The 21,932-nt window shown below is 34.1% G+C and carries 25 protein-coding genes and 1 tRNA gene; 12 read left to right on the forward strand and 14 right to left on the reverse strand.

Features of this window, described 5'->3' with window-relative positions; all coding sequences use genetic code 11:
* Positions 1–58 precede the first annotated feature (58 nt).
* From NLJ00_RS00735 to NLJ00_RS00750, 4 genes are all read left to right on the forward strand, one after another.
* On the forward strand, positions 59–1,954 hold the full coding sequence (locus NLJ00_RS00735) for a RecQ family ATP-dependent DNA helicase (protein ID WP_053472808.1): 1,896 nt from the start codon (positions 59–61) through the stop codon (positions 1,952–1,954).
* Positions 1,954–2,901 carry a methionyl-tRNA formyltransferase gene (gene fmt, locus NLJ00_RS00740; protein WP_256635913.1) on the forward strand — a complete coding sequence of 316 codons (948 nt, stop codon included), beginning with the start codon at positions 1,954–1,956 and terminating at the stop codon, positions 2,899–2,901. The genes NLJ00_RS00735 and fmt overlap by 1 nt, the downstream gene beginning before the upstream one ends.
* A 180-nt stretch (positions 2,902–3,081) precedes the next feature.
* Positions 3,082–3,354, forward strand: coding sequence for an HU family DNA-binding protein (locus NLJ00_RS00745; RefSeq protein WP_012022249.1), 273 nt, complete (start codon positions 3,082–3,084; stop codon positions 3,352–3,354).
* Between the two features lie 129 nt (positions 3,355–3,483).
* Positions 3,484–4,044 (forward strand): YqgE/AlgH family protein, encoded by a 561-nt coding sequence (locus tag NLJ00_RS00750; protein WP_053472839.1) that lies wholly within the window; start codon positions 3,484–3,486, stop codon positions 4,042–4,044.
* Here the strand turns inward: NLJ00_RS00750 and NLJ00_RS00755 are convergent.
* Positions 4,041–4,877 (reverse strand): aminotransferase class IV, encoded by an 837-nt coding sequence (locus tag NLJ00_RS00755; protein ID WP_256635914.1) that lies wholly within the window; start codon positions 4,875–4,877, stop codon positions 4,041–4,043. The two genes, NLJ00_RS00750 and NLJ00_RS00755, sit on opposite strands and share 4 nt — an antisense overlap.
* Positions 4,878–4,931: 54 nt before the next feature.
* The gene (locus NLJ00_RS00760; protein WP_026727620.1) at positions 4,932–5,324 is read right to left on the reverse strand and encodes an START-like domain-containing protein; all 393 of its coding nucleotides are present in this window, start codon (positions 5,322–5,324) and stop codon (positions 4,932–4,934) included.
* Positions 5,325–5,475: 151 nt separating this feature from the next.
* Here NLJ00_RS00760 and NLJ00_RS00765 point away from each other — a divergent pair.
* Positions 5,476–5,549, forward strand: a tRNA-Met gene (locus tag NLJ00_RS00765).
* A 111-nt stretch (positions 5,550–5,660) separates the two neighbouring features.
* Here the strand turns inward: NLJ00_RS00765 and NLJ00_RS00770 are convergent.
* The 3 genes from NLJ00_RS00770 to NLJ00_RS00780 form a co-directional block, all read right to left on the reverse strand.
* On the reverse strand, positions 5,661–6,497 hold the full coding sequence (locus NLJ00_RS00770; protein WP_256635915.1) for a class I SAM-dependent methyltransferase: 837 nt from the start codon (positions 6,495–6,497) through the stop codon (positions 5,661–5,663).
* Between the two features lie 296 nt (positions 6,498–6,793).
* Positions 6,794–7,615 (reverse strand): alpha/beta fold hydrolase, encoded by an 822-nt coding sequence (locus NLJ00_RS00775; RefSeq protein WP_256635916.1) that lies wholly within the window; start codon positions 7,613–7,615, stop codon positions 6,794–6,796.
* Between the two features lie 38 nt (positions 7,616–7,653).
* A complete protein-coding gene (locus tag NLJ00_RS00780) occupies positions 7,654–8,424 on the reverse strand; it encodes an alpha/beta hydrolase (RefSeq protein WP_256635917.1) in 771 nt (256 codons plus the stop codon).
* A gap of 423 nt (positions 8,425–8,847) precedes the next feature.
* Here NLJ00_RS00780 and NLJ00_RS00785 point away from each other — a divergent pair, with 423 nt between their 5' ends.
* The 4 genes from NLJ00_RS00785 (at position 8,848) to NLJ00_RS00800 (ending at position 11,478) form a co-directional block, all read left to right on the forward strand.
* A complete protein-coding gene (locus NLJ00_RS00785; RefSeq protein WP_256635918.1) occupies positions 8,848–9,138 on the forward strand; it encodes a GNAT family N-acetyltransferase in 291 nt (96 codons plus the stop codon).
* Positions 9,139–9,264: 126 nt separating this feature from the next.
* Positions 9,265–9,885, forward strand: coding sequence for an alpha/beta hydrolase (locus NLJ00_RS00790; RefSeq protein WP_256635919.1), 621 nt, complete (start codon positions 9,265–9,267; stop codon positions 9,883–9,885).
* Complete coding sequence (locus tag NLJ00_RS00795; RefSeq protein ID WP_256635920.1) at positions 9,885–10,235, forward strand: cupin domain-containing protein; 351 nt, start codon at positions 9,885–9,887, stop codon at positions 10,233–10,235. The genes NLJ00_RS00790 and NLJ00_RS00795 overlap by 1 nt, the downstream gene beginning before the upstream one ends.
* Positions 10,236–10,539: 304 nt before the next feature.
* The gene (locus NLJ00_RS00800; protein WP_256635921.1) at positions 10,540–11,478 is read left to right on the forward strand and encodes a ring-cleaving dioxygenase; all 939 of its coding nucleotides are present in this window, start codon (positions 10,540–10,542) and stop codon (positions 11,476–11,478) included.
* A 112-nt stretch (positions 11,479–11,590) separates the two neighbouring features.
* Here NLJ00_RS00800 and NLJ00_RS00805 read toward each other — a convergent pair whose 3' ends face one another.
* From NLJ00_RS00805 to NLJ00_RS00845, 9 genes are all read right to left on the reverse strand, one after another.
* Positions 11,591–13,501 (reverse strand): protein-disulfide reductase DsbD family protein, encoded by a 1,911-nt coding sequence (locus NLJ00_RS00805; protein WP_256635922.1) that lies wholly within the window; start codon positions 13,499–13,501, stop codon positions 11,591–11,593.
* Between the two features lies 1 nt (position 13,502).
* Positions 13,503–14,024, reverse strand: a complete 522-nt coding sequence (gene msrB, locus NLJ00_RS00810; RefSeq protein WP_256635923.1) for a peptide-methionine (R)-S-oxide reductase MsrB — start codon at positions 14,022–14,024, stop codon at positions 13,503–13,505.
* A gap of 8 nt (positions 14,025–14,032) precedes the next feature.
* Positions 14,033–14,671, reverse strand: coding sequence for a peptide-methionine (S)-S-oxide reductase MsrA (gene msrA / locus NLJ00_RS00815; protein ID WP_256635924.1), 639 nt, complete (start codon positions 14,669–14,671; stop codon positions 14,033–14,035).
* Positions 14,672–14,731: 60 nt separating this feature from the next.
* Positions 14,732–15,181 carry a thioredoxin family protein gene (locus tag NLJ00_RS00820; protein ID WP_256635925.1) on the reverse strand — a complete coding sequence of 150 codons (450 nt, stop codon included), beginning with the start codon at positions 15,179–15,181 and terminating at the stop codon, positions 14,732–14,734.
* A 102-nt stretch (positions 15,182–15,283) separates the two neighbouring features.
* The gene (locus tag NLJ00_RS00825) at positions 15,284–15,826 is read right to left on the reverse strand and encodes a peroxiredoxin (protein WP_180857393.1); all 543 of its coding nucleotides are present in this window, start codon (positions 15,824–15,826) and stop codon (positions 15,284–15,286) included.
* Positions 15,827–15,946: 120 nt separating this feature from the next.
* The gene (locus tag NLJ00_RS00830; protein WP_317044749.1) at positions 15,947–16,393 is read right to left on the reverse strand and encodes an OsmC family peroxiredoxin; all 447 of its coding nucleotides are present in this window, start codon (positions 16,391–16,393) and stop codon (positions 15,947–15,949) included.
* Positions 16,394–16,527: 134 nt separating this feature from the next.
* Positions 16,528–17,526, reverse strand: coding sequence for a hypothetical protein (locus tag NLJ00_RS00835; protein ID WP_256635926.1), 999 nt, complete (start codon positions 17,524–17,526; stop codon positions 16,528–16,530).
* Between the two features lie 33 nt (positions 17,527–17,559).
* Positions 17,560–18,054 carry a hypothetical protein gene (locus NLJ00_RS00840; protein WP_256635927.1) on the reverse strand — a complete coding sequence of 165 codons (495 nt, stop codon included), beginning with the start codon at positions 18,052–18,054 and terminating at the stop codon, positions 17,560–17,562.
* Between the two features lie 162 nt (positions 18,055–18,216).
* Complete coding sequence (locus tag NLJ00_RS00845) at positions 18,217–19,074, reverse strand: AraC family transcriptional regulator (protein ID WP_256635928.1); 858 nt, start codon at positions 19,072–19,074, stop codon at positions 18,217–18,219.
* Positions 19,075–19,275: 201 nt separating this feature from the next.
* Here NLJ00_RS00845 and NLJ00_RS00850 point away from each other — a divergent pair, with 201 nt between their 5' ends.
* The 3 genes from NLJ00_RS00850 (at position 19,276) to NLJ00_RS00860 (ending at position 21,909) form a co-directional block, all read left to right on the forward strand.
* On the forward strand, positions 19,276–19,686 hold the full coding sequence (locus tag NLJ00_RS00850; RefSeq protein ID WP_256635929.1) for a VOC family protein: 411 nt from the start codon (positions 19,276–19,278) through the stop codon (positions 19,684–19,686).
* 138 nt (positions 19,687–19,824) lie between these two features.
* A complete protein-coding gene (locus tag NLJ00_RS00855) occupies positions 19,825–20,676 on the forward strand; it encodes a helix-turn-helix domain-containing protein (protein WP_256635930.1) in 852 nt (283 codons plus the stop codon).
* Positions 20,677–20,751: 75 nt separating this feature from the next.
* The gene (locus NLJ00_RS00860; protein ID WP_408611603.1) at positions 20,752–21,909 is read left to right on the forward strand and encodes an MFS transporter; all 1,158 of its coding nucleotides are present in this window, start codon (positions 20,752–20,754) and stop codon (positions 21,907–21,909) included.
* Positions 21,910–21,932 lie beyond the last annotated feature (23 nt).

The following is a 21,932-nucleotide window of genomic DNA, read 5'->3' on the forward strand; positions in this document are numbered from 1 at the left end:
TTTTAAAGTTGTAAAACTAGAAACTGATTTCTACATTTTTAACTTTAAAACAGAGGCCATGCAGGACGCACAGGAAATTCTTTTAAAATACTGGAAACACCAAAGTTTCCGACCGTTGCAAAAAGAAATTATTGATTCGGTTTTAGAAGGGCAAGACACTTTTGCACTGCTGCCAACCGGAGGCGGAAAATCGATTTGTTTTCAGGTTCCGGCGATGATGCAAGAAGGAATTTGTCTGGTAGTTTCTCCTTTAATTGCACTGATGAAAGATCAGGTAGCGAATCTTCAAAAAAGAGAAATTAAAGCAATTGCGCTAACTGGCGGAATTCATACCGAAGAAATTATTGATCTTCTGGATAACTGCCAATTCGGAAATTATAAATTCCTTTATCTTTCTCCGGAGCGATTACAATCTGACTGGATTTTAGAACGCATCAAAAATCTTCCTATAAATTTAATTGCTATTGACGAAGCTCATTGTGTTTCGCAATGGGGCCACGATTTTAGACCCGCTTATTTAAAAATTTCAGAACTTAAAAAATACTTTCCTAAAATTCCGTTTTTGGCCTTAACCGCAACTGCAACTCCACGAGTTGTTGAAGATATTAAAACCGAATTGGGATTAAAAGATACCAAACTTTTTCAGCAGTCTTTTGAAAGAAAGAATATTGCGTACATGGTTTTTGAAGTGGAAGACAAATTGTATCGCGTGGAGCAGATTTTGAAGAAAAATCCGCAGCCATGTATTATATATGTCCGAAACAGAAAATCATGTTTAAACATGTCAACGCAATTGCAATCGCTGGGATTTAGAGCAACGTATTATCACGGTGGACTTTCGGCTCAGGAAAAAGATAGAAATATGCAATTGTGGATGTCCGAGCAGGCGCAGGTTATTGTAGCCACCAATGCGTTTGGAATGGGAATTGACAAGGATAATGTTAAAACAGTTATTCATACGCAATTGCCCGAAAACATAGAAAATTATTATCAGGAATCCGGAAGAGCGGGACGAAATGGCGAAAAATCATTTTCGGTTTTATTATTTAATAATTCAGATGCAAATCAAACAGAACAGCAGTTTATAAGTGTTCTTCCTGATAAAACGTTCCTGAAAACGATGTACATTAAATTGTGCAATTATTTTCAAATTGCTTATGGCGAAGGTTTAGACGATTCGTATTCTTTTAAAATGAATCATTTTTGTCATAAATACGACTTCCCTACTTTGAAAACGTATAATGCTTTGCAGTTTTTGAATCAACAGGGGATTATTACGATGTCTCAGGAATTTTCAGAAAAAGTTTCCATGCAGTTTTTAATCGAATCAAAAGAAGTACTTCGATACATGAGCCTGAATCCGAATGACGAAGAAATTATTCTGGCGATTTTAAGAACTTATCCAGGAATTCATGAAATGAAAACACCTCTTAATCTTTCGCTTATTGCAAAAAAATCAAATCATACCGAAGAACAGGTTACTGATCTTTTAGAAAAATTGAAAGAGAAAGATATCATTGAATACAAATCGAAAAACAACGACGCTACTATTTTATTTAATGAAGTCCGCGAAGATGATTTAACTATAAACAGAGTTGCTAAATATCTGGAAAAACAGAACAAACTAAAACGCGATCAGCTTTCATCTGTTCTCTATTATATAAAGGAAGACAAAACATGTAAGAACAGATTGGTTTTGGATTATTTTGGAGAAGAAACTAAATCGAATTGCGGCGTTTGTTCTTTCTGTATTACTCAAAAAGGAAAAATTACCGAAGCGGATTCAATTGCTGATAAAATTCTTCACTTATTAAAAGCAACTGCACTAACTTCGCGCGAAATTCAGAATCAAATAAAATTAGATGCTAAAGATGTTATTGTGGTTCTTCAGGAATTACTGGAAAACAATCATATCATTATTTTAGCCAATAATAAATACGCTTTAAAATCATAATGGAAAAATTACGAATTATATTTATGGGAACTCCGGAGTTTGCAGTTGGCATTCTGGACACCATTATCAAAAACAATTACGAAGTTGTTGGCGTTATTACAGCTGCAGACAAACCGGCTGGACGCGGACAAAAAATAAAATATTCGGCTGTTAAGGAATATGCATTAGCAAACAATCTTACCTTATTACAGCCAACCAATTTAAAAGATGAAAGTTTTTTAGCTGAATTAAAAGCTTTGAATGCCAATTTACAAATTGTTGTTGCTTTTAGAATGTTACCAAAAGTAGTTTGGGAAATGCCAGGTTTAGGAACATTTAATCTTCATGCTTCATTGCTGCCAAATTACCGAGGAGCGGCTCCTATAAATTGGGCTATTATTAATGGAGAAACCAAAACCGGAGTTACAACATTTTTTATCGATGATAAAATCGATACCGGAGCCATGATTTTAAATTCGGAAATTGCAATTGAACCAACAGAAAATGCCGGACAACTTCACGACAGATTAATGCATTTAGGAAGCACAACTGTTATTGATACTTTAAAGATTATTGAAAACGGAAATGTTACTACAACAATTCAGGAAGATAATAACGATATCAAAACGGCTTATAAACTAAATAAGGAGAATTGTAAAATTGACTGGACAAAACCAGGAAATGAAATTAATAACTTAATTCGCGGTTTAAGTCCTTATCCTGCAGCATGGTGTTTTTTGAAAGATAAAAATGAGGAATTAAATATAAAGATATATGAAGCCAAACTGCTTTCAGAGGTGCATTCTTATGAAGCTGGGACTTTAATTAGTAATAAAAAAGAAATCAAAATTGCAATAAAAGAGGGCTTTATTCAGTTATTAAGTCTGCAATTACCTGGTAAGAAACGAATGCAAGTAGCAGAATTGTTAAATGGGATAACTTTTTCTGATAGCGCAAAGGTCTATTAAGGTCAGTAAAACAGGGGTTCCTACCTGTTTTTGATCGATGAACAACACGCTTTATGAACAAAAAAAACAAGTTATCAACAATTGTTGCTAAAATTAAAGAAAACACTTGCACGCAACGGATTTCCTACTAAATTTGTGTATTAACAATTTTTTTTAACCAACAATTAATAACTAATTATTATGAACAAATCAGAATTAATCGATGCTATCGCTGCTGATGCAGGAATTACAAAAGCTGCGGCTAAATTAGCTTTAGAGTCATTTTTAGGAAACGTAGGAACTACTTTGAAAAAAGGCGGAAGAATTTCATTAGTAGGTTTCGGATCTTGGTCAGTATCTGCGAGAGCTGCTAGAGACGGTAGAAATCCTCAAACAGGAAAAACTATCAAAATTGCTGCAAAAAATGTAGTAAAATTCAAAGCTGGAGCTGAATTAGAAGGTGCAGTGAACTAAGTAAGAAAGTTCTCTAAACTAAATAATATAATTAAGACCCTCCTTATGGAGGGTTTTTTTGTGCGGTTTAACGATTTTTTTTGTGAATTTAAAAAATTTATGATTAAATTTAATAAAAATTGTAGCCGTATGATTTCAGAAAAATTAAAAAAAGGACACCTGCTTATTGCCGAGCCTTCAATAATTGGAGATTTATCTTTTAACAGATCGGTAATTTTATTAGCAGACCATAACAAAGAAGGATCAATAGGTTTTATCATTAATAAACCATTAAAATACACTATTAATGATTTAATACCTGAAATTGAAGCCAGCTTTAAAATATATAACGGAGGCCCAGTTGAACAAGACAATCTGTACTTCATTCATAATATTCCTGACTTAATCCCGAATAGTGTCGAGATTTCTAACGGAATTTATTGGGGTGGAGATTTCGAATCAACCAAAGACTTAATTAACGACGGATCGATCAATAAGAACAATATTCGTTTTTTCTTAGGTTATACTGGTTGGGACGAAAATCAGCTTGAAAACGAAATGCAGGGAAACTCCTGGATCATTGCTGACAATAATTACAAAAACAAAATTATTGGAAAATCTACTACCCATTTCTGGAAAGAGCAGATTATTGAACTTGGCGGTGATTATGTTATTTGGTCAAATGCACCTGAAAACCCATATCTGAATTAATTTTCGGATATGGATTCATTTAGTTTCTGTACTAATAAATGAGCCAGATTACTTGTAAACTCTTTTTTTCGATATTTGCTTATCGGTTGTATCCCTGTGATTACATTTGTCAAGAATAATTCGTCTGCTTTTTGAAGATCAAACGGCGAAATTATTTCTTCCACGACTTCTATACCTTCAACTTTCTTAGCTAAAGCTAAAATCTGCTTGCGCATAATTCCGTTTAAACATCCTTCAGAGATTGGAGGCGTAATTAGTTTTTTGCCAGAAACCATAAATAAATTTCCCTGCAAAGCTTCAACAACATTTTTAGTATCGTTTACTAAAATACAATTTGCTAATCCGTTTTCATGGGCAAAAATACTTCCCGTAACATTAATCATTTTATTAGTCGTTTTAATCGACGATAATAATTGTTTTGTCACATAGAAGTCTTTATATAAATCAACTTCGTATTCGGCCTTATTTAAAGCATATAAAGTATTATCAAGCGGCGTTGCATGAATTAAAAAAGAAACTTCATTTGTTTTTGGAAGATATAAACCTCCATCGTTTCTAAAAACGGTAATTCTTGCCCTTGCCGAAGAAGCAATGTTTTTTTGCTGAACAAGATTTAAAATCTGCTCTTCAAAATATTCCATTGTAAAATTCATGGGAATTTCCATTCTAACAACACGCATTGAAGCCATTAACCTGAAATAATGATCTTCGAGAAACAAGATTTTGTTATTGATTATTTTTACTGTTTCAAAAACGCCGTCTCCGTATAAAAAGGCACGATTTTGAGTTAGTATATTTTCTTCTTGTGCAATGTTTCCGTTAAAATTGATCATAAAAAAACCCTGAATTTTGTTCAGGGCAAATATAAGGCATAAAATAGACTTTTACTAAACAGATCCTATAAGATGTTTTAGGTCTGAGATTTGATTCTCCCACAATTGTTTAGCTTCTCCTACTTCTTCTTTTTCTGCAAAATCGACTACCATTAATGATACATCCTTAGTTAATTCATCAACTAAAATATGGAGTTCAAAAAAGTATTCAGTATCCTTACTGCTTTCATCAACCCATTTAAACTTTACTTTTTCACCTGTTTTTTTAGACGCAAGACGTGCTTTTTCCTGCGAATCATTCCAGATGAAAGTAAAAAATTCACCTCTTGAATTAACATTGTCAGCAAACCATTCTGATAAACCTGACGGAGTTGATATATATTGATACAATAATTGTGGCGAAGAATTGATCGGAAACTCGATTTCGTAACGTATTTTTGAATCCATGTGCTACTTTTAATTTTTTCGAAATATAAGAATATATGTCCAAAAACAATGCGTTTTTAAAAATATTTTTTTTTCTTCATTTTATTCTTGTAAGCTTTAATATTATTTCTATCTTTGCACCCGCAATCAGGAATTCAATGATAGCAGTCCAGGCGAGGTAGCTCAGTTGGTTAGAGCGCAGGATTCATAACCCTGAGGTCACGGGTTCAACTCCCGTCCTCGCTACAAAAAGGCAAAACCCTTAAACAGAAATGTTTAAGGGTTTTTTATTTGGGTTAATCCAGCGTTTTTGCATAGAACGTATTTCTTTAATTGATGATTAGTGTTTCTAAAAGATTATTTTACTCCCACGATCACAAAAGAGTTTCCTTCAATAATAACTTTATCCGGATATGCTTTTTGAACGATTTCTAAAACTTCCGTTTTAATTTTTTGACGCATTTGATCATCTGCATTGCTTAAAGCTGCCACTACCGGAGCGGCAATTTCAGTCATCATGCTCCAGTATCTTTCCGGAGTTTCATAGTTTAATTTCCCTTTTACTTCATAACCTTTGACATTTTTAAAACCTGCATTATGAAATAAATCTTCAATTAATCCAGATTTTGCACATCTAAAAACACCCGGGGCACCAGGATTGGGAGGAGGTAATTCCATATTTCTGTTAATTGACCCTCCAATAGCAGTGAGCCAAAAGTTTTTTTCGGGAATATCCCAAACAGAAGTTACAACTCTGCCGCCGGGTTTAAGAACCCTAAAAATTTCTTTTGCTGCTAAGTCCATATCCGGAAAAAACATAAAACCTAAACGGCAGCTGACCGCATCAAAAGATTCATCTGAAAAAGGAAGTTCACAAACGTCGCAATTCACAAAATCAACATTTTTTATACCTCTATTTTCAGCATTTTCATTTGCGATTATCAACATATCATTCGATAAATCTGTAATGGTTACTTTTTTAGCATAATTGGCTATACTAAGTGCAGGCTCACCTGTTCCGGATGCAATATCCAAAACATGATCTGTTGCTTTCAAATCAAGCAGATCAATCATTTTTTCTCCCATTGGTTTAAGAAAATCCATCATTTCCTTATCCCATTTTTTCCAGCCCGGAGAAAATTTATTCCATGAAATTTTTTGCTGTTCCCGAATTTCCTGAAGATGTTTTTCCATAGCTCCTATTGTTTAATGTTTGTAATTTTAATTAATAACTCAATTCCTTAATTATTACTGCAAACGTTTCGGGGCTAAGCGTTAAGCGATTTTTTATTTTTGAAGTCACCAAAGGTAAAAATTCTTAATAAAAAACCAATACAAAACATTGGAAAACTGATAGTTACAGATTTATAATTAACAAACCAGAAAAACATATTTAAAAAAAACATTCAGGGATTTATTTTATTTATAAATCCCTGAATGTTTAAGTGATAAAGTTTTCCCCTTTAAATAGAACCTTTTAAATAAAATACTTAGGATTTAATAAAGCTAAGAATATCTGCATTCACTTTATCAGCATCTGTTGTTGGTATTCCGTGGCAAAGTCCCGGATAAGTAATTATTTTTCCGTTTTTTACCAGTTTAATCGCTCTTAGTGCAGTGACTTGATAAGGAACTATCTGGTCGTCTTCGCCGTGTAATATAAGTACAGGAAAGTCAACACTTTTTAGATCTTCGGTAAAATCTGTTTCAGAAAATGCTTTTATACAGTCATAATGTGCTTTAATTCCGCCGTTCATTCCCTGACGCCACCAATTATCCTGAATTCCTTTTTTAATATCTGCTCCTTCTCTATTATATCCATAAAACGGAAAAGTAATATCATGATAAAACTGCTGTCTGTTATTGGCTGTGTTAAAACGAATATCATCAAAAACTTCTATTGGCACTCCGTCTGGATTACCTTCATTTTTGATCATATACGGTGTCACCGCACTAATAAGTATTACTTTTGACACACGGTTTTTACCATATTTTGCGGCATAATGAATCGCTTCACCTCCACCTGTAGAATGTCCGATATGTATAGCATCTTTTAAATCTAAAAACTCCGTAAGCTCTGCAACATCTGCAGCATAAGTATCCATTTCATTACCGGAATACGTTTGTGTAGATCTTCCATGTCCTCTTCGGTCATGTGCAATTACCCTAAATCCCTTATCTAAGAAAAATAGCATTTGTGCATCCCAGTCATCTGCTGATAAAGGCCAGCCATGATGAAAAAAAATAGGCGTACCAGTACCCCAATCTTTATAATAAATCTCTGTTCCGTCTTTTACTGTAATCTTGCTCATTGTATTATGTTTTAATTGTTAGTATGCATTTTCGAAGTTTATAATTGTTCGTACCAGTCTAAAATATAATCTGCTACAGCTTCCCAGCCTGGTTCTCCACATATAAAATGGCTTTTGCCCTGAAAAATCTTCAGATCAACCTTGCTGTTACTGTCTTTATATTTTCTGGCCAGAGTGGTTGTAAGTGATGAAGGGAAAATTGCATCACTGCCGCCTCCAATAAATAAAATAGGATTATGAGGTTTGCTGAAATCAATATTAGAAAAAGAATTCAACACCAGTTCACGGCTTACTTTATAACTTTCCGGAACGGCAAAACTCTCAAAAGCATTTGCTCTGTCTCTTTCCGGAAGTGTGTTGAAAAAACATTTGTCATACCATTCGCGGCTGCCCATAAAATATTTTTGGGAGGAAAAGAAACCAAATGCCGGTATAACTGACTTTAATGTTGCAAAAGGAGGAAATACATTTTTTGGAGGAGCACCATCAATACTAACTGCCGCAGCTGCTTTACCTAATTCTAATAATTTCATCACCGCCATTCCTGCCATTGAATGCCCTATAATTAATGGCTTTTCTGGCAGCGTATCAATTAATTTAACAATATTGCCAACCACATCTATAAAACCCGTTTTGGTAAGATCAGGATGAACTTGTTTTCTTAAGTCAGAAGGAATTCCGTCATGTCCGGGATTAGCCGGCGTGTAAACGGTATAGCCTTTTTGTTCGTATCGGTCTTTCCACTTTTCCCAACTTGTTTGGTTTACAAAGTTTCCATGTATCAGAATAATAGATTTTGATTTTGTCATAAGATTAATATTTAATGAGTAATTGAGGTTTATAAAATATGACGTACCTTACTTCTAAATTAGCTGTATAATCCGGGCAAAGCACTTATTAAAGATCAGATTTTAATCATTTTATTAAGATTTCAAATACTTTACAAGTATTCTGATTTCTTTCCTATATCTAATCATGGAAACAGATAAAGCAAGCACTATGCTAATTTACTAATTTATTGATAATCAAATAAATATACTTTAAAAAATTATTCTAATAACTATATTTCGCTAAAAGAATTCACCGATAGTGAAATATAAATAGTACACAAATAGAATCTATTTTAAATCTGAGAAGTGAAATTTTTCTTAATCTAGGTTAATCAGCAGATTTGTGTGTATTGCCTAAGTTTGTAAAAGAAATTAACAACATCAAATTATAACTAGAACAATATGGAAACGATAAAACTAGAATTAGACGAGAAAAAACATGGCGCTTTTAATCTTTATGTTGATGGCAAAAAACAAGGTGAAATGACGGTAAGTATTAAACCGGATTTATTGACTGTTTATCATACAGGAGTTGAACCGGAAGCAGAAGGAAAAGGCTATGCGAAAAAACTTTTGGAAGAAATGGTATCGTATGTTCGTGCCAATAATTTAATGGTTTTACCCCTTTGTCCATACGTTCATGCGCAATTCAAAAGACATCCGGATGAATATCAGGATATCTGGAAAAAATAAATATTTTTTTTACAGGCCACAGATTAAAAGGATTCACACAGATTTTTAAATAATCCTTTTAATCCTTTTAATCTGTGGCTAAAAAATTTACTTTAATCAGCCTCATAATTTTAAAAATATAACATTATGAATACAGAAATTTTAACCGACGGTATTCCTTTAAACGAAGCTAAAAAAGCTTTGATCATGATTCATGGACGTGGCGCAAGTGCTCATGATATTCTTTCAATTGCAAACCATCTTAAAGTTGATGACTTTGCATTAGTAGCGCCACAGGCCGAAAACAGAACATGGTATCCGTATTCTTTTTTGGCTCCACTTAATGAAAATGAACCTTCTTTTTCAAAATCACTAGAAGCTATTCATCAGGTTGTGGTGGCAATTCAGCAAAACGGAATTGAAAAAGAAAACATTTATTTTCTTGGATTTTCTCAGGGCGCTTGTCTTGCTTTAGAATTTACAGCCCGAAATGCTGCCAAATACGGAGGCGTTGTCGCTTTTACAGGCGGACTTATTGGCGATAAAGTATATGAAAATCATTATGCCGGAAATTTCGAAAACACACCAGTTTTCATCGGAACAAGTGATCCTGATTTTCATGTTCCTGTTGAAAGAGTAAATGAAACTGAAGCACTTCTTCAAAAATTAGGCGCAGATGTTACTAAAAAAATCTACCCGAATATGGGACATACTATAAGTCAGGACGAAGTAGATTGTGCAAATGCATTAATTTTCAACAAAAAATAATGATTACGATAACACGAGTTTACAGCGATGCCAACGGCGAAAGTCATTTTGAAGATTTCGAAGTTCCGTTGAAAAACAATGGCGATATCGGATTTTTATCTGATGATGAGCCTGTAAAATCTATAGTATTTAGAGAAGTCAAACCTTCTTATGATTATGATTTTCATAATGCACCAGACCGTCAATATATTGTTTTATTAGAAGGCGGTGTAGAAATTGAAACTTCTTTAGGAGAAAAAAGAAAATTTGAAACGGGATCAATTCTCTTGGTTGAAGATACCACAGGAAAAGGACACAAAACAAAAAATATGGAACCCAAACTTCGAAAATCAATATTTATAAAATTATAAACAGCCGGCATTCTGTCGGCTTTTTTATTTATGAAATCTAAGAAATAACCTCACTATATTTTTATCGATTTTCTAAATAAAACAGCTTCATTTATAAAATTGCGATATATCGTAAAAACAAAAAACCACAGCACAAGTAAAACACTAATAAACAAACAGATAACACGCTTGGAATACTATTTGGTTATTAGTTTTCGAATAATAAAAAGAGGCTTTTATTTCTTAATCTAGGTTAATCGATCCAGAACGATAATGGAGGTAAATTTGTATAAGAAATCAATAACAATTTAATATTATAAATACCATGGAAAATAAAATTTTAGGCTTACACCATATAACTGCAATAGCAGGTGACGCAAAAAGAAACTTCAACTTTTATTCTAATATTTTAGGATTACGTTTCATTAAAAAAACAGTAAATTTTGATGATCCGGGAACCTATCACTTTTACTTTGGCGACGAAGTGGGAAGTGCCGGAACAATCCTAACTTTTTTCCCTTGGGGAGAAGGAATTCAGCAAGGAAGAAAAGGTTCTGGAATGGCTACAGAAATTGGATATTCTGTTCCAAAAGGAAGCTTGGATTTTTGGCAGAAACGTTTCGAACAATACAATGTAATATACAATAAACCAGCTGAAAAATTTGGAGAAAAATATCTTACTTTCTTAGATCCTGATGGTTTAAAATTAGAATTAATCGAATCTAAAACAGACGATAACAGAAAAGCCTGGGAAACTGATGAGGTAAAAGCAGATGTAGCTACAAAAGGTTTTCATAACATTACTTTGACTTTAAACGACATTAAACCAACTGCTGCAATTTTAACTGAAATATTTGGTTACAAATTAATCGATCAGGATGTAAATCGTTACCGTTATGCAACAGATGCTGTAGAAAATGCTGCAATTGTTGACTTGGTAGAATTGGCTGATGAAAAACGCGGTTTAAACGCAAATGGAACTGTTCATCACGTTGCTTTCCGAGTAAAAAATGATGAAATTTTAATGCACTTCCGTGAAAAAATCGAGGCTTACGGATTGTCAATTACGCCGCAGATAGACAGACAATATTTCCATTCTCTGTATTTTAGAGAACCGGGAGGTGTTTTATTCGAAATTGCTACAGATAATCCCGGATTTACTGTAGATGAAAGCTTAGAAGAATTAGGTCAAAACTTAAAACTTCCTGCTCAATACGAGTCTCAAAGAGCTGCTATTGAAAATCATTTGGTTAAAATTAATTAATGATATTTTTAGAACAAACTAAAAAGCAAAACCCTTAAACATTTCTGTTTAAGGGTTTTTTATTGGTCTAAATTGAAATATTAATTTCTCAATTAAGTATCATCAAAATAACTTAAAAATTCTCAATTCCATTTTGTAAAAACGCTGCGTATTTTTTGATATCAGGTTCGTATGCTGCTGGTTTAGAAAGCATATTTCCGTTTGTATCCATCAAAGCATAATACGGCTGCGAATTGGTTTGGAACTTTTCAGTTTGAAAATTACTCCATTTATTACCAATTGTTTTGATCTTTTTGCCGGTAGTTTTCGAAATAAACTGTTCCTTTTCCGTAAGCACTGTTGTATCATCTACATAAAGTGAAATCAGTACATAATTGTTATTGAGTTTTTCCCACACTTCTTTATCACTCCAAACATTGTCTTCCATCTTGCGACAATTCACACAACTCCAACCCGTAAAATCAAGTATGATAGGTTTATTTACTTTTTTAGCATAAGCCAGTCCTTCTTCATAATCATGAAAGCAGTTGAGATTTTGCGGACATGGCTGCGAATGTTTTTCTGTCGCATTTTCTATATTGGATGAAACAAAAGCACTATTATTTTGATTCCATTCTTTGTAAAAAGACGGTGGTAAAAATCCGCTGGCTAGTTTCAAAGGGGCGCCCCACAGCCCCGGTATCAAATAAACCACAAAACTGAATATCAAAATAGAAGATACAAAACCGCTGATTGAAACTGTTGAATTGTTTTCGTATTCATCAAACTTTAGCTTGCCCAGCATGTAAAATCCAAATAAGGTGAAGATAACAATCCAAATGGCTATAAAAAGTTCACACTTTAATATTCCCAATCCGTAAACAAGATCAAAAGTTGAGAGGAATTTTAGTGCAAGAGCCAGTTCTAAAAAACCTAAAATCACTTTTACCTTTCCAAGCCAGCTTCCTGATTTCGGCAGTTTTTTAAGCATACTCGGAAAAGCGGCAAAAAGCAGAAACGGAATGGACAGCGCAAATGAAAACCCAAACATTCCTATTGCTGGTCCAACAATACTTCCGCTAATTGCTGCTTCTACCAAAAGATTTCCTATAATTGGCCCTGTGCAGGAAAACGAAACCAATGCCAGTGTAAAAGCCATAAAAAATATTCCGATCAATCCGCCTTTATCTGCCATTTCATCAGATTTGTTAAGCCAGCTGCTTGGAAGTGTTATTTCAAAAGCGCCTAAAAATGAGATCGCAAAAACAACAAAAATCAAAAAGAAAATAAAATTTACAATACCATTACTTGCCAAAGCATTCAGCGCATCTGGTCCTAAAGTCAGCGTAACGGTTAAACCAAGTGTGACATATATGGCAACAATGGATGCCGCATAAATTATGGCTCGCTTTATTCCTCCGTTTTTTGTAAAATAACTAACCGTAAGCGGAATCATCGAAAACACACATGGCGTTAGTATAGCCAAAAAACCGCCAAGGAATCCTCCCAGAAATATCCACCATAAATTAGCTTCTTTTACAGGAGGTGTATAATGTGCATTTACTGCACTTTTTTTAGGCAAGTATTTTAAATTAATTTCTTCAGTTTCTGGCGGAAGGCACATTGTACTTCCGCACGACATATAATTGACAGTTGCTTTAATCTTTATGCTGTCTTTTGCTTTAGGAATTATTTTTTGTATAAAAGTGACTTCATTTTCAAAATAGTACAAAGTCTGATTCTCAAACTCCTTCTCTATTCGGTTGAGAGGTTTGGGTTCCATTACTCGGCCTGCAAGAACATATTGGTCTGATTCTTCAAAATGAAAAGATGTAGGAAGCGGACCATCCTTTATTTTATTAAACTGACTGTTAATATGCCAGCCTTTTTTAATTACAGCCGAAAATTTTAAATGCAGCGTATCTCCAGAACCTTGTTCAATGCTTGATTTCCATTTTACAGGATTTTCCTGAATCTGAGCGTTTACATTTATAAAAAACAAAACGAAAAGTATTCCAAGAATACCCTTAAATTTTTGATCCATATTATTTATTTTTTGATTCTTCTGGTTCAAAATCCAGCGAAATAGAATTCATACAGAATCGTTTGTAAGTAGACGCCGGACCATCATCAAAAATGTGTCCCAAGTGCGCATCGCATCGTCCGCATAGAACTTCTGTACGGTTCATTCCAAGTGAATTATCTTCGTGATAACGCACACTGTTTTTTCTAAGAGGTTCGTAAAAACTCGGCCATCCGCAGCTGCTTGCAAATTTGGCATCAGATTTAAAAAGTATATTACCGCACGCTGCACAATAATACGTTCCTTTAGTGCTGCTTTTCCAGTATTTCCCTGTAAAAGGTCTTTCGGTATTTTTTTCTCTTGCCACCAGATATAAGTCAATCGATAATACTTTTTTCCATTCAGCATCAGAAACAGTCAGTTTTGACGTATCGGTTGTTGAATAGTAAGGATTATTTTCATGTCCTTTCTCTGATTTCATATTTTGAGCATAACCGCTGGCAGTCAATAGAACTGCTATACAGCTTAATACTATATTTTTCATAGTGATCACTATTTGAGTTTCTTTTTAAATATTTCCCTGAATTTTTCCAGTTCCGGCTGAATTACATATCGGCAATAAGCCTGATTGGGATGTTTTTTATAATATTCCTGATGGTAACTTTCGGCATTGTAAAATTTAGTGAAAGGTGTTACCTCGGTCACGATATTGCGTTCGTAGATTTTTTTCTCTCTAAGCTGCGCAATACAATATTTGGCTCTTTGTTTCTGAGTTTCATTATGATAAAAAATCGCCGAACGGTATTGTGTACCAACATCATTGCCTTGACGATTCAACTGCGTTGGGTCATGTGAAAGAAAAAAAGCTTCCAGTAATTCATCATATGAAATTAAAGACGGATCATAAACAATAGAAAAAGCCTCAGCGTGTCCGGTTGTTCCGGTACAAACTTCTTCATAACTGGGATTTTCAGTAAGACCGCCTGTATAACCAGGCGTAACTTTTAATACGCCTTTAAGCTGTGAAAATTTAGCTTCTCCGCACCAGAAACAGCCTGTTGCAAATGTTGCAGTTTCTGTTTGAAGAACCGCTGCCTGAGTCGAAGTAACTGAACTTTTAAAAGTGTGAAATGCAAATCCTGAAAGCGAGGAAAATATCAGGATATAAATTGCCAGAACGTGTTTTTTCATAATTTGTATTATTAATTCAGATAGAGATCTGAAATCTTCTGATTCAATCAAAAGCATATATTATTGAGCCGAGGCTTCTTTAGCAAATTCAAGCAAACCCGCACCATCAACATATCCAATATGACTGGCAATTATTTTTCCGTTTTGATCCAAAATTAAAAGTGTCGGCAGACCTTCAATTCCCCATGTTTTAGCTAGTGTAGTTCCTTCTCCTTTTTCTACATCAATACTGAAATTGATATAATTTTTATTGAAATAAGCAGCTGCCTTTTGATCTTTGAATGTAGTTTTTTGAAGTTGTTTACAAGGAGCACACCATACGGCGTATGCATCTACAAAAATATTTTTATGACTTGCTTTAGCCATAGTAAGTGCCTGCTGATAATTCTTCGGAACAAAATTTATTTCATTTCCTGTTTTATTCTGAGCTTCTGCATTCAAAGAACAAAACATTGAAAACAGAAGAAAACAAAATGATAGCAGACCAGAACCGTTTTTTAAATTTTTCATTTGAATAAAATTTTACGATTAGCCGCTCCTCGCACCGATGCCGTCAGTAACCTTGAAGCACCGATGCTTAATAGCGGACACTTTAAAAAATAGAACTGATTATTATTTTTTTAGATAAGAAAGTACTTCTTTAGAATGATCTTCACCTTTCATAAAATCTCTGAAGCTATAAGCAATAACACCATCTTTTCCAATCACAAACGTTTCACGTCCGCTCAGGATCATAGTGCCTAAATTTTCTTCTTTTACACCAAACAATTTCAATACTTTATTATCCGGATCGCTTAATAAATCAAAAGGAAGTTTTTCTTTTGATTGAAATGCTTTATGGCTTTCAACAGTACCTTGGTTAATCCCGATAACAAGAGCGTTGGCATCTTTGTATTTTGCGTAAGCATCTCTAAACGCGCATACTTCGGCAGTACAAACCGGGCTCTGATCCATTGGGTAGAAAAAAACCACTATTTTTTGTTTTCCCAGATGATCTGCCAGTTTAAAATCTTTGCCATCTTGATTTTTTAGAGTAAATCCCGGAGCTTTATCTCCTTTTTTTAATGTTTCCTGTGCGTAGATATTCGAAGCTGTTAGACAAAGAACTGCAATTATCATCATTACAATTCCTTTCATTTTTTTTGATGTTATCATGATTTTAAATTTTAAATTGTGTCATTATTGACCTTGTAAAATTGCAATACAAAAAAGAGTATGCTTTTGCGATTAAGGTCAATTATTTGGTAATTTAGTTCAGCTTAAAAATTATTTTATTTAAGCGAAAAGCTGCGCATCAGAAGTAATCTGAACACTTAAAGCTTTTGATATTAAGCAATTCTGTTCTGCTGCTTTTGTTACGGCTGTAAATTCTTCTTCACTAATTCCCGGTACACTTCCTGTAATCGAAAGATGAATTCCTGAAATAGCAAAACCTTCCATTGTTAAAGTCGCTTCGGTATTTAATAATGTTGGTGTTAAGCCTTTTTCTGTCAAGGCAAAACTTACTGCCATTGTAAAACAGCCTGCGTGTGCCGCCGCTAATAATTCTTCGGGATTTGTACCTTTTTCATCTCCTGTAAAACGAGTTCTAAAACTGTAGTTTGTTTGGTTTAAAATTCCGCTTTGAGTTGTTAATTCTCCTTTTCCTTCTTTTGCACTTCCTGTCCATTGTGCTTTTGCTGTACGTTTCATTACTTTATTATTGTTTAATTTGATTGTCATTATTGACACTACAAAATTGCGTTATACTTAAGAGAAGGATTTTGTCAATAAGCCCAATTATTTGGCGATTTAGTCCAAAAAAAAAGCCCTAAATCTTTTCAGTTTAGGGCTTTTGTTATCAGCTATTTTGTTTGTTAGAAAGACAATAGAGAAATTCCGGCATTTACATAACCCGCACTTGTATTATCACTCGTAAAAGAAGCATTGCTGTAATGTTCGCCATCTTTAAATAATCTGGAAGAGAAATAATTGTTGATACCGCCTCCCACGCTTAACATAATATTTTTAGCAAAAAGATATTCGAATGCTGCACCGCTTTTTAGTTCAATTGTATTGTAACTTACTTTACCATCGAGCAGATTATTACGACGATTATAAAAAGTACTGAACGAGCTTTGGTTGGAACCGAGAATAACCCATGCATTTCTGGCCACTTCTTTTTTAAGATTAATTCCTGTGGGAATATCTACAATAAGTTCCAATCCTGACGAAAGGAACTTATGATAATAATTTATAATGGGTTCTACCGGAATTGGCGAAGAAGGATCGATCAACACCAAAAGTCCGACAGAAAATGAAGAGTTCTCTGTTTTCTTTATGGGCAACGTGAAACTTCCATTAAAATTAAAACGTTTCACAGAATTTAGATTATCAGAAATACCTCTGGCTACCAATGAATATATAATGGGATGATTAAAAATACGGTCAGATCTGGAATAATTTACCGCCACATCTATAGTATTTCTATCCGATGTTAAAGGCATTAATTGAGAATCAGTAAGATTGGTTATATCTTTAAGTTCGATGGCGGTATACGTATAAAATACCGTCGCCGAAAGAGAATTTCCACTCCATTGAATTGCTGGAGAATTGAAAAAAGTGGTGATACGTTCGGTCTTTATTTTTCCGTTTGCAAAATCTTGATCATCCAGTTTTGAATCAAAATCGCTGTAACCAAAACTGCTGGCAGAAACACCAAACTGTCTCAATGCCGGATAGCGAATTGCCAGCTCTCTTTTTCCTGCACTTGTGGTGTCTGCCGCAGGATGTACAGATGACATACTGACCATGTTTTGCGCTTGCAATGCGCACGAGAAAAGTAATATATAAATGAAAAAGGCTTTTATTTTCATGGCTTTGTTATTTAAAATAGTATGTTTCCTGATTTAAAGTCCTGTTGTTTTGTTGATAAACTTCTGTTTTCTAAACTGGAATATTGAACCGGCAATAAAGAGCAGTAATAAAACAAGAAGCGTATTGCCAATTACGGGATCTTTAATATCCTTAGCCAGCGGATGTCCTAGCGGAACTCTGGTAAAAGTTTCATTAACGGTTGGAACCAGTGACAGAAAAAAACTAAAAGACAACCAGAAATTTTCAAAATAACGCGCTCTTCCGCTGTTTTTTCTTTTTGAATTCAGAAAATAAGCAGCTAATACCAAAATGATTATAAAAATAGCAAAGACATGTCCCGGATTAAATCCGCCATGTTTGGAGATTCCTAATGAGGTTAGCGAGGTTACGACTGTTCCGTAAAAATATATTTTACCGGATAATGTGTTCAAATTGATTTTACCGTATTTGATAAAATCTACTACTGCCGCTACAATTGCGGCAACACCTATAATTGTGTGAAAAATTCCTAAGCTTGATAGTCCCATTTTTTATGATTTAAATTTGTTTGAAAATACATAGCAAACTTCCGATAGATCAAGGAGAATGGTTTTGTCAATTAGTCCAACTATTTGGCAATTTGGTTCACAAAAAAAGCATCCTTTAAATAAATAAAAGATGCTTAAATAGTATAAAAATGAGTTTTACGATTATTCTTTGTTATTCAGTTTTTGGCGGTAATTTGTTGGGCTGACGTTATACTTACTGGTAAAACTTTTGGTGAAATTTGCCAAGTCATTAAAACCGCAGTCAAATGCTATTTCGGTAATACGCTGATCGGAGACTTGCAGTAATTCGGCAGCTTTTTCCAGCTTTTTAACTTTGATATAATTGGCTGGCGTATCGTGGTATATTTTTGCAAATTCTCGTTTGAATGATGAAACACTTAAATTGTTTTGCTGCGCCAGTTCTTCAATTGTGAGTTGCGAAAATAAATTTGCTTCAATTATTTGTTTGAAAGTATAAGTCGTAGGAGAAAAAAGCTGTGATAATATCAGTTGTATTGATTCTGAGTTTTGTGTTTGAGAAAGTAAAAGTATAATCTCCTTTACTTTCAAAACCAAAATATCTTCGTTGATCAAAGAAGGATTTTCAAAATAAAATAATAATCCTTCGATGTATTTTTGAATAAGAAAATCGTTGTTTATTTTTTCACTTGATTTATTTGATATTACATTCTTAGGTTTTTGAAGCAATAACGGAAGTTCTCTGTCGTATATTTTTTTTAATATCTCCGGATAAAACGTAACAATCACGATTTCACAATTACTGTTTGACTTTGAATTGTGTATTTGTTTTCCGGAATTTATACAGTTTAGTAATAACGAATAATTTGTGGCAACACTTATTTGTTCCTCATCGATTTGATATTCAACATCTCCATCTTTCACATATAAAAAACAAGCCTGCTCCGTAACCGGAAAATCAAAATTAAACGGCGGTGTTAATTCAATTTTTTGAATTAGTGTTTTGCCGTATAGATCGTGTTTTTTATAGTCGTTTATCATAACTTTTTATTTTCTTCTTTCAACCGTATTAAGTGTCAGTTACAAACTCTTTCTGACCGTTATTATTATAATTGGATTGTTTTTTTAATTCTTTGCGTTAGTTTTTATCTTAAACTAAAAAATAAAAAAACTCAAGTCTCCTGACAAACAGCTGTCATAATGCCCAATTATTTTTGTCCTATAACTAAAAAAAATAAAGATATGAATTTAGTATCGATTCGCATTATTACTGCCCGTTTAGAAGAACTAGTAAAATTTTATGAGCAGGTTACGGGTATAACCGCCATGCAATATACTCCAGATTTTGCCGAGGTTAAAACACCTACCACAACATTAGCTATTGGAAGTACCAAAACTTTAGTCTTTTTTGGCGGAGATGAGGTTGCAAAACCAGCTCAAAACAGCAGTATCATTATAGAATTTAAATCAGAAGATGTAGAACAAGATTATATTAGATTAGAAAATTATCTTCAAAATAATATCGTTCAAAAGCCTATTACAATGCCGTGGGGAAATAAATCATTTTTATTTCGTGATCCAGATGGTAATCTTGTCAATTTATTTACACCAGTTACAGCAGAAGCTATTGCAAAATTTAATGCTCAAAATTAGCTTTAGTTATCGAAGAAATTCAGCTGGGTTTTAAATAGTATTTCCTGATTCAGATTTCAATTGAAATCTGAATCAGGAATATAATTGAGTTTCCGCATATGAATTATTTTGTAGTTTTATAAAAATTTTGGGTGAATTATGCCGACTAAAAAAGAAACTATAGAAATACATAAAGATGAGCTAAGCACTCCAGGCATCGATATTGCTACATTTGATAATCTTCAGGAATATCTGAACACTGCCCACAGAGACGATCATTATATGTTTGTTATCCTGCAAAATGGAAATTTTCTTTGGGAACTTGATTTTAAAGAAATAACCCAGATTGGTCCATCTGTAGGTTTCGTAGCACCCGGACAAGTACATCGTTATCTTGAGGCAAAACAATGCAAAGGCTGGTTGGTATTTGTAGATAATGATTTAGTTCCGCTTCAATATCGTGACATTTTCATTACCTATTTAAATGCAAAACAATCTGCATCGGTAACGAATGATGAAACGGTTTTTAAAATACTTCCGTTATTGGCATCAATGCTTGAAGAAACGCATCAACCCTTGTTTGATTCTGTCATAAGATCAATGATAGAAACTCTCGCTGGTTTGGTAGCTTCAAAAATTTTAGATTCACAAGATTCAGTGATTCGTCCGGAAGGACAAAAATATAATACTGTCGTAAAATTTAAACAGCTCATAGCTGAGCACAAAACAAAAGTAAAACAGGTTCAGGAATATGCATCACTTTTAAATATTTCACCACTTTACCTTAACGAAATTGCAAAACAAATCACGGGCTTTCCGGCAAGTTACTGGATCAATCAGGAAATTTTATTGGAAGCCAAACGCATGCTTTATTACACCACACTCGATGTTAAACAAATAGCTTACGAGTTAGGTTATGAAGATTATCAATACTTTTCACGCTTCTTTAAAAAGAATACCGCGATGACTGCTCTTGAGTTTAGAAATTCAAAACCATTAATTGTCCAATAACAGCCATTAATCGGCTATCCCCTGCACTACCCTTCCCATCTACCTTTGCCGTTGTATAATTATAAAAAATCTACAATGGTACAAACCAACAATTTTACTAAAATGATCACACCAATAATTCTATCGGTGTTTGCTATTTACTTAACTATTGGCATGACTCTGGGAATTCTGCCCGGTTTTATAAAAACAAATTTAAATCTCAGTAATTTTATAGTGGGCGTAGTTATCGGACTGCAGTCTCTAGCAACTTTGTTTACAAGGGCGTATTCAGGAAAAATAACCGATACAAAAGGGGCAAAAAACAGCAATCATCTGGGAATACTGCTTATGATTATTTCAGGAGGCATTTATGTAACAGCTTCTTTATTTACTGATAATGTTCTCGCCGCTATAATTTTATTAATAATTGCCCGAATCGTGCACGGAACTTCTGAAAGTCTTGCTATAACTGGCGCTTTATCTTGGGGAATAGGTTTGGCAGGCATACAGCAATCGGGAAAAGTGATGACATGGAACGGAATTGCCATGTATGCAGGAATCGCAATTGGTGCTCCGGCGGCTTTATGGCTTAAAAGTACTTATGGCATAACGACAGTATTTATTTTAATCTGTGTGCTTTCTGCTGCGAGCCGGCTTTTTACGCTAAAACTGCCTTCTTTACCTGTAGATCTTTCTCTTGTGAGATCTCCGTTTTACAAAGTAGTGGGACTTATTTCACAACAAGGTCTGGCATTGGCATTTTCAGCGATTGGATTTGCCTGTATATCGTCATTTATTGCTTTGCTATTTTTAGATAAAAACTGGGGAAATCCGTCATTGGCTTTTATGGCATTTGGATTCTTCTATATATTGACAAGAGTTCTTTTTTCTTCATTTCCTGATAAGTTTGGTGGTTATAAAGTGGCACTTGTGTCTTTAGTTATCGAAATTATTGGTCAGCTTTTAATTGGATTTGCGCCATCTAAAATGATTGCTTTGGCAGGCTGTGGTCTCACCGGAATAGGATTCTCCTTAATATTTCCATCTCTGGGTGTTTTAGCAATTAAAAAAGTAGTGCCGCAAATGCGCGGAACAGCTTTAGGCGCTTACGCCGCTTTTTTTGATCTTTCGCTTGCTTTGGCCGGGCCTGCTGCGGGACTTATAGCAGGTTTCTATAATTATCAATCGGTTTATTTCTTTGGAGGAATCAGTTCACTTTTGGCAATAGCAACTTTATCTTATAAGAAACAGTAACGACACTTTTTATTTTAGAAAAT

This window comes from Flavobacterium panici, from assembly GCF_024499525.1.
GTDB lineage: Bacteria > Bacteroidota > Bacteroidia > Flavobacteriales > Flavobacteriaceae > Flavobacterium > Flavobacterium panici.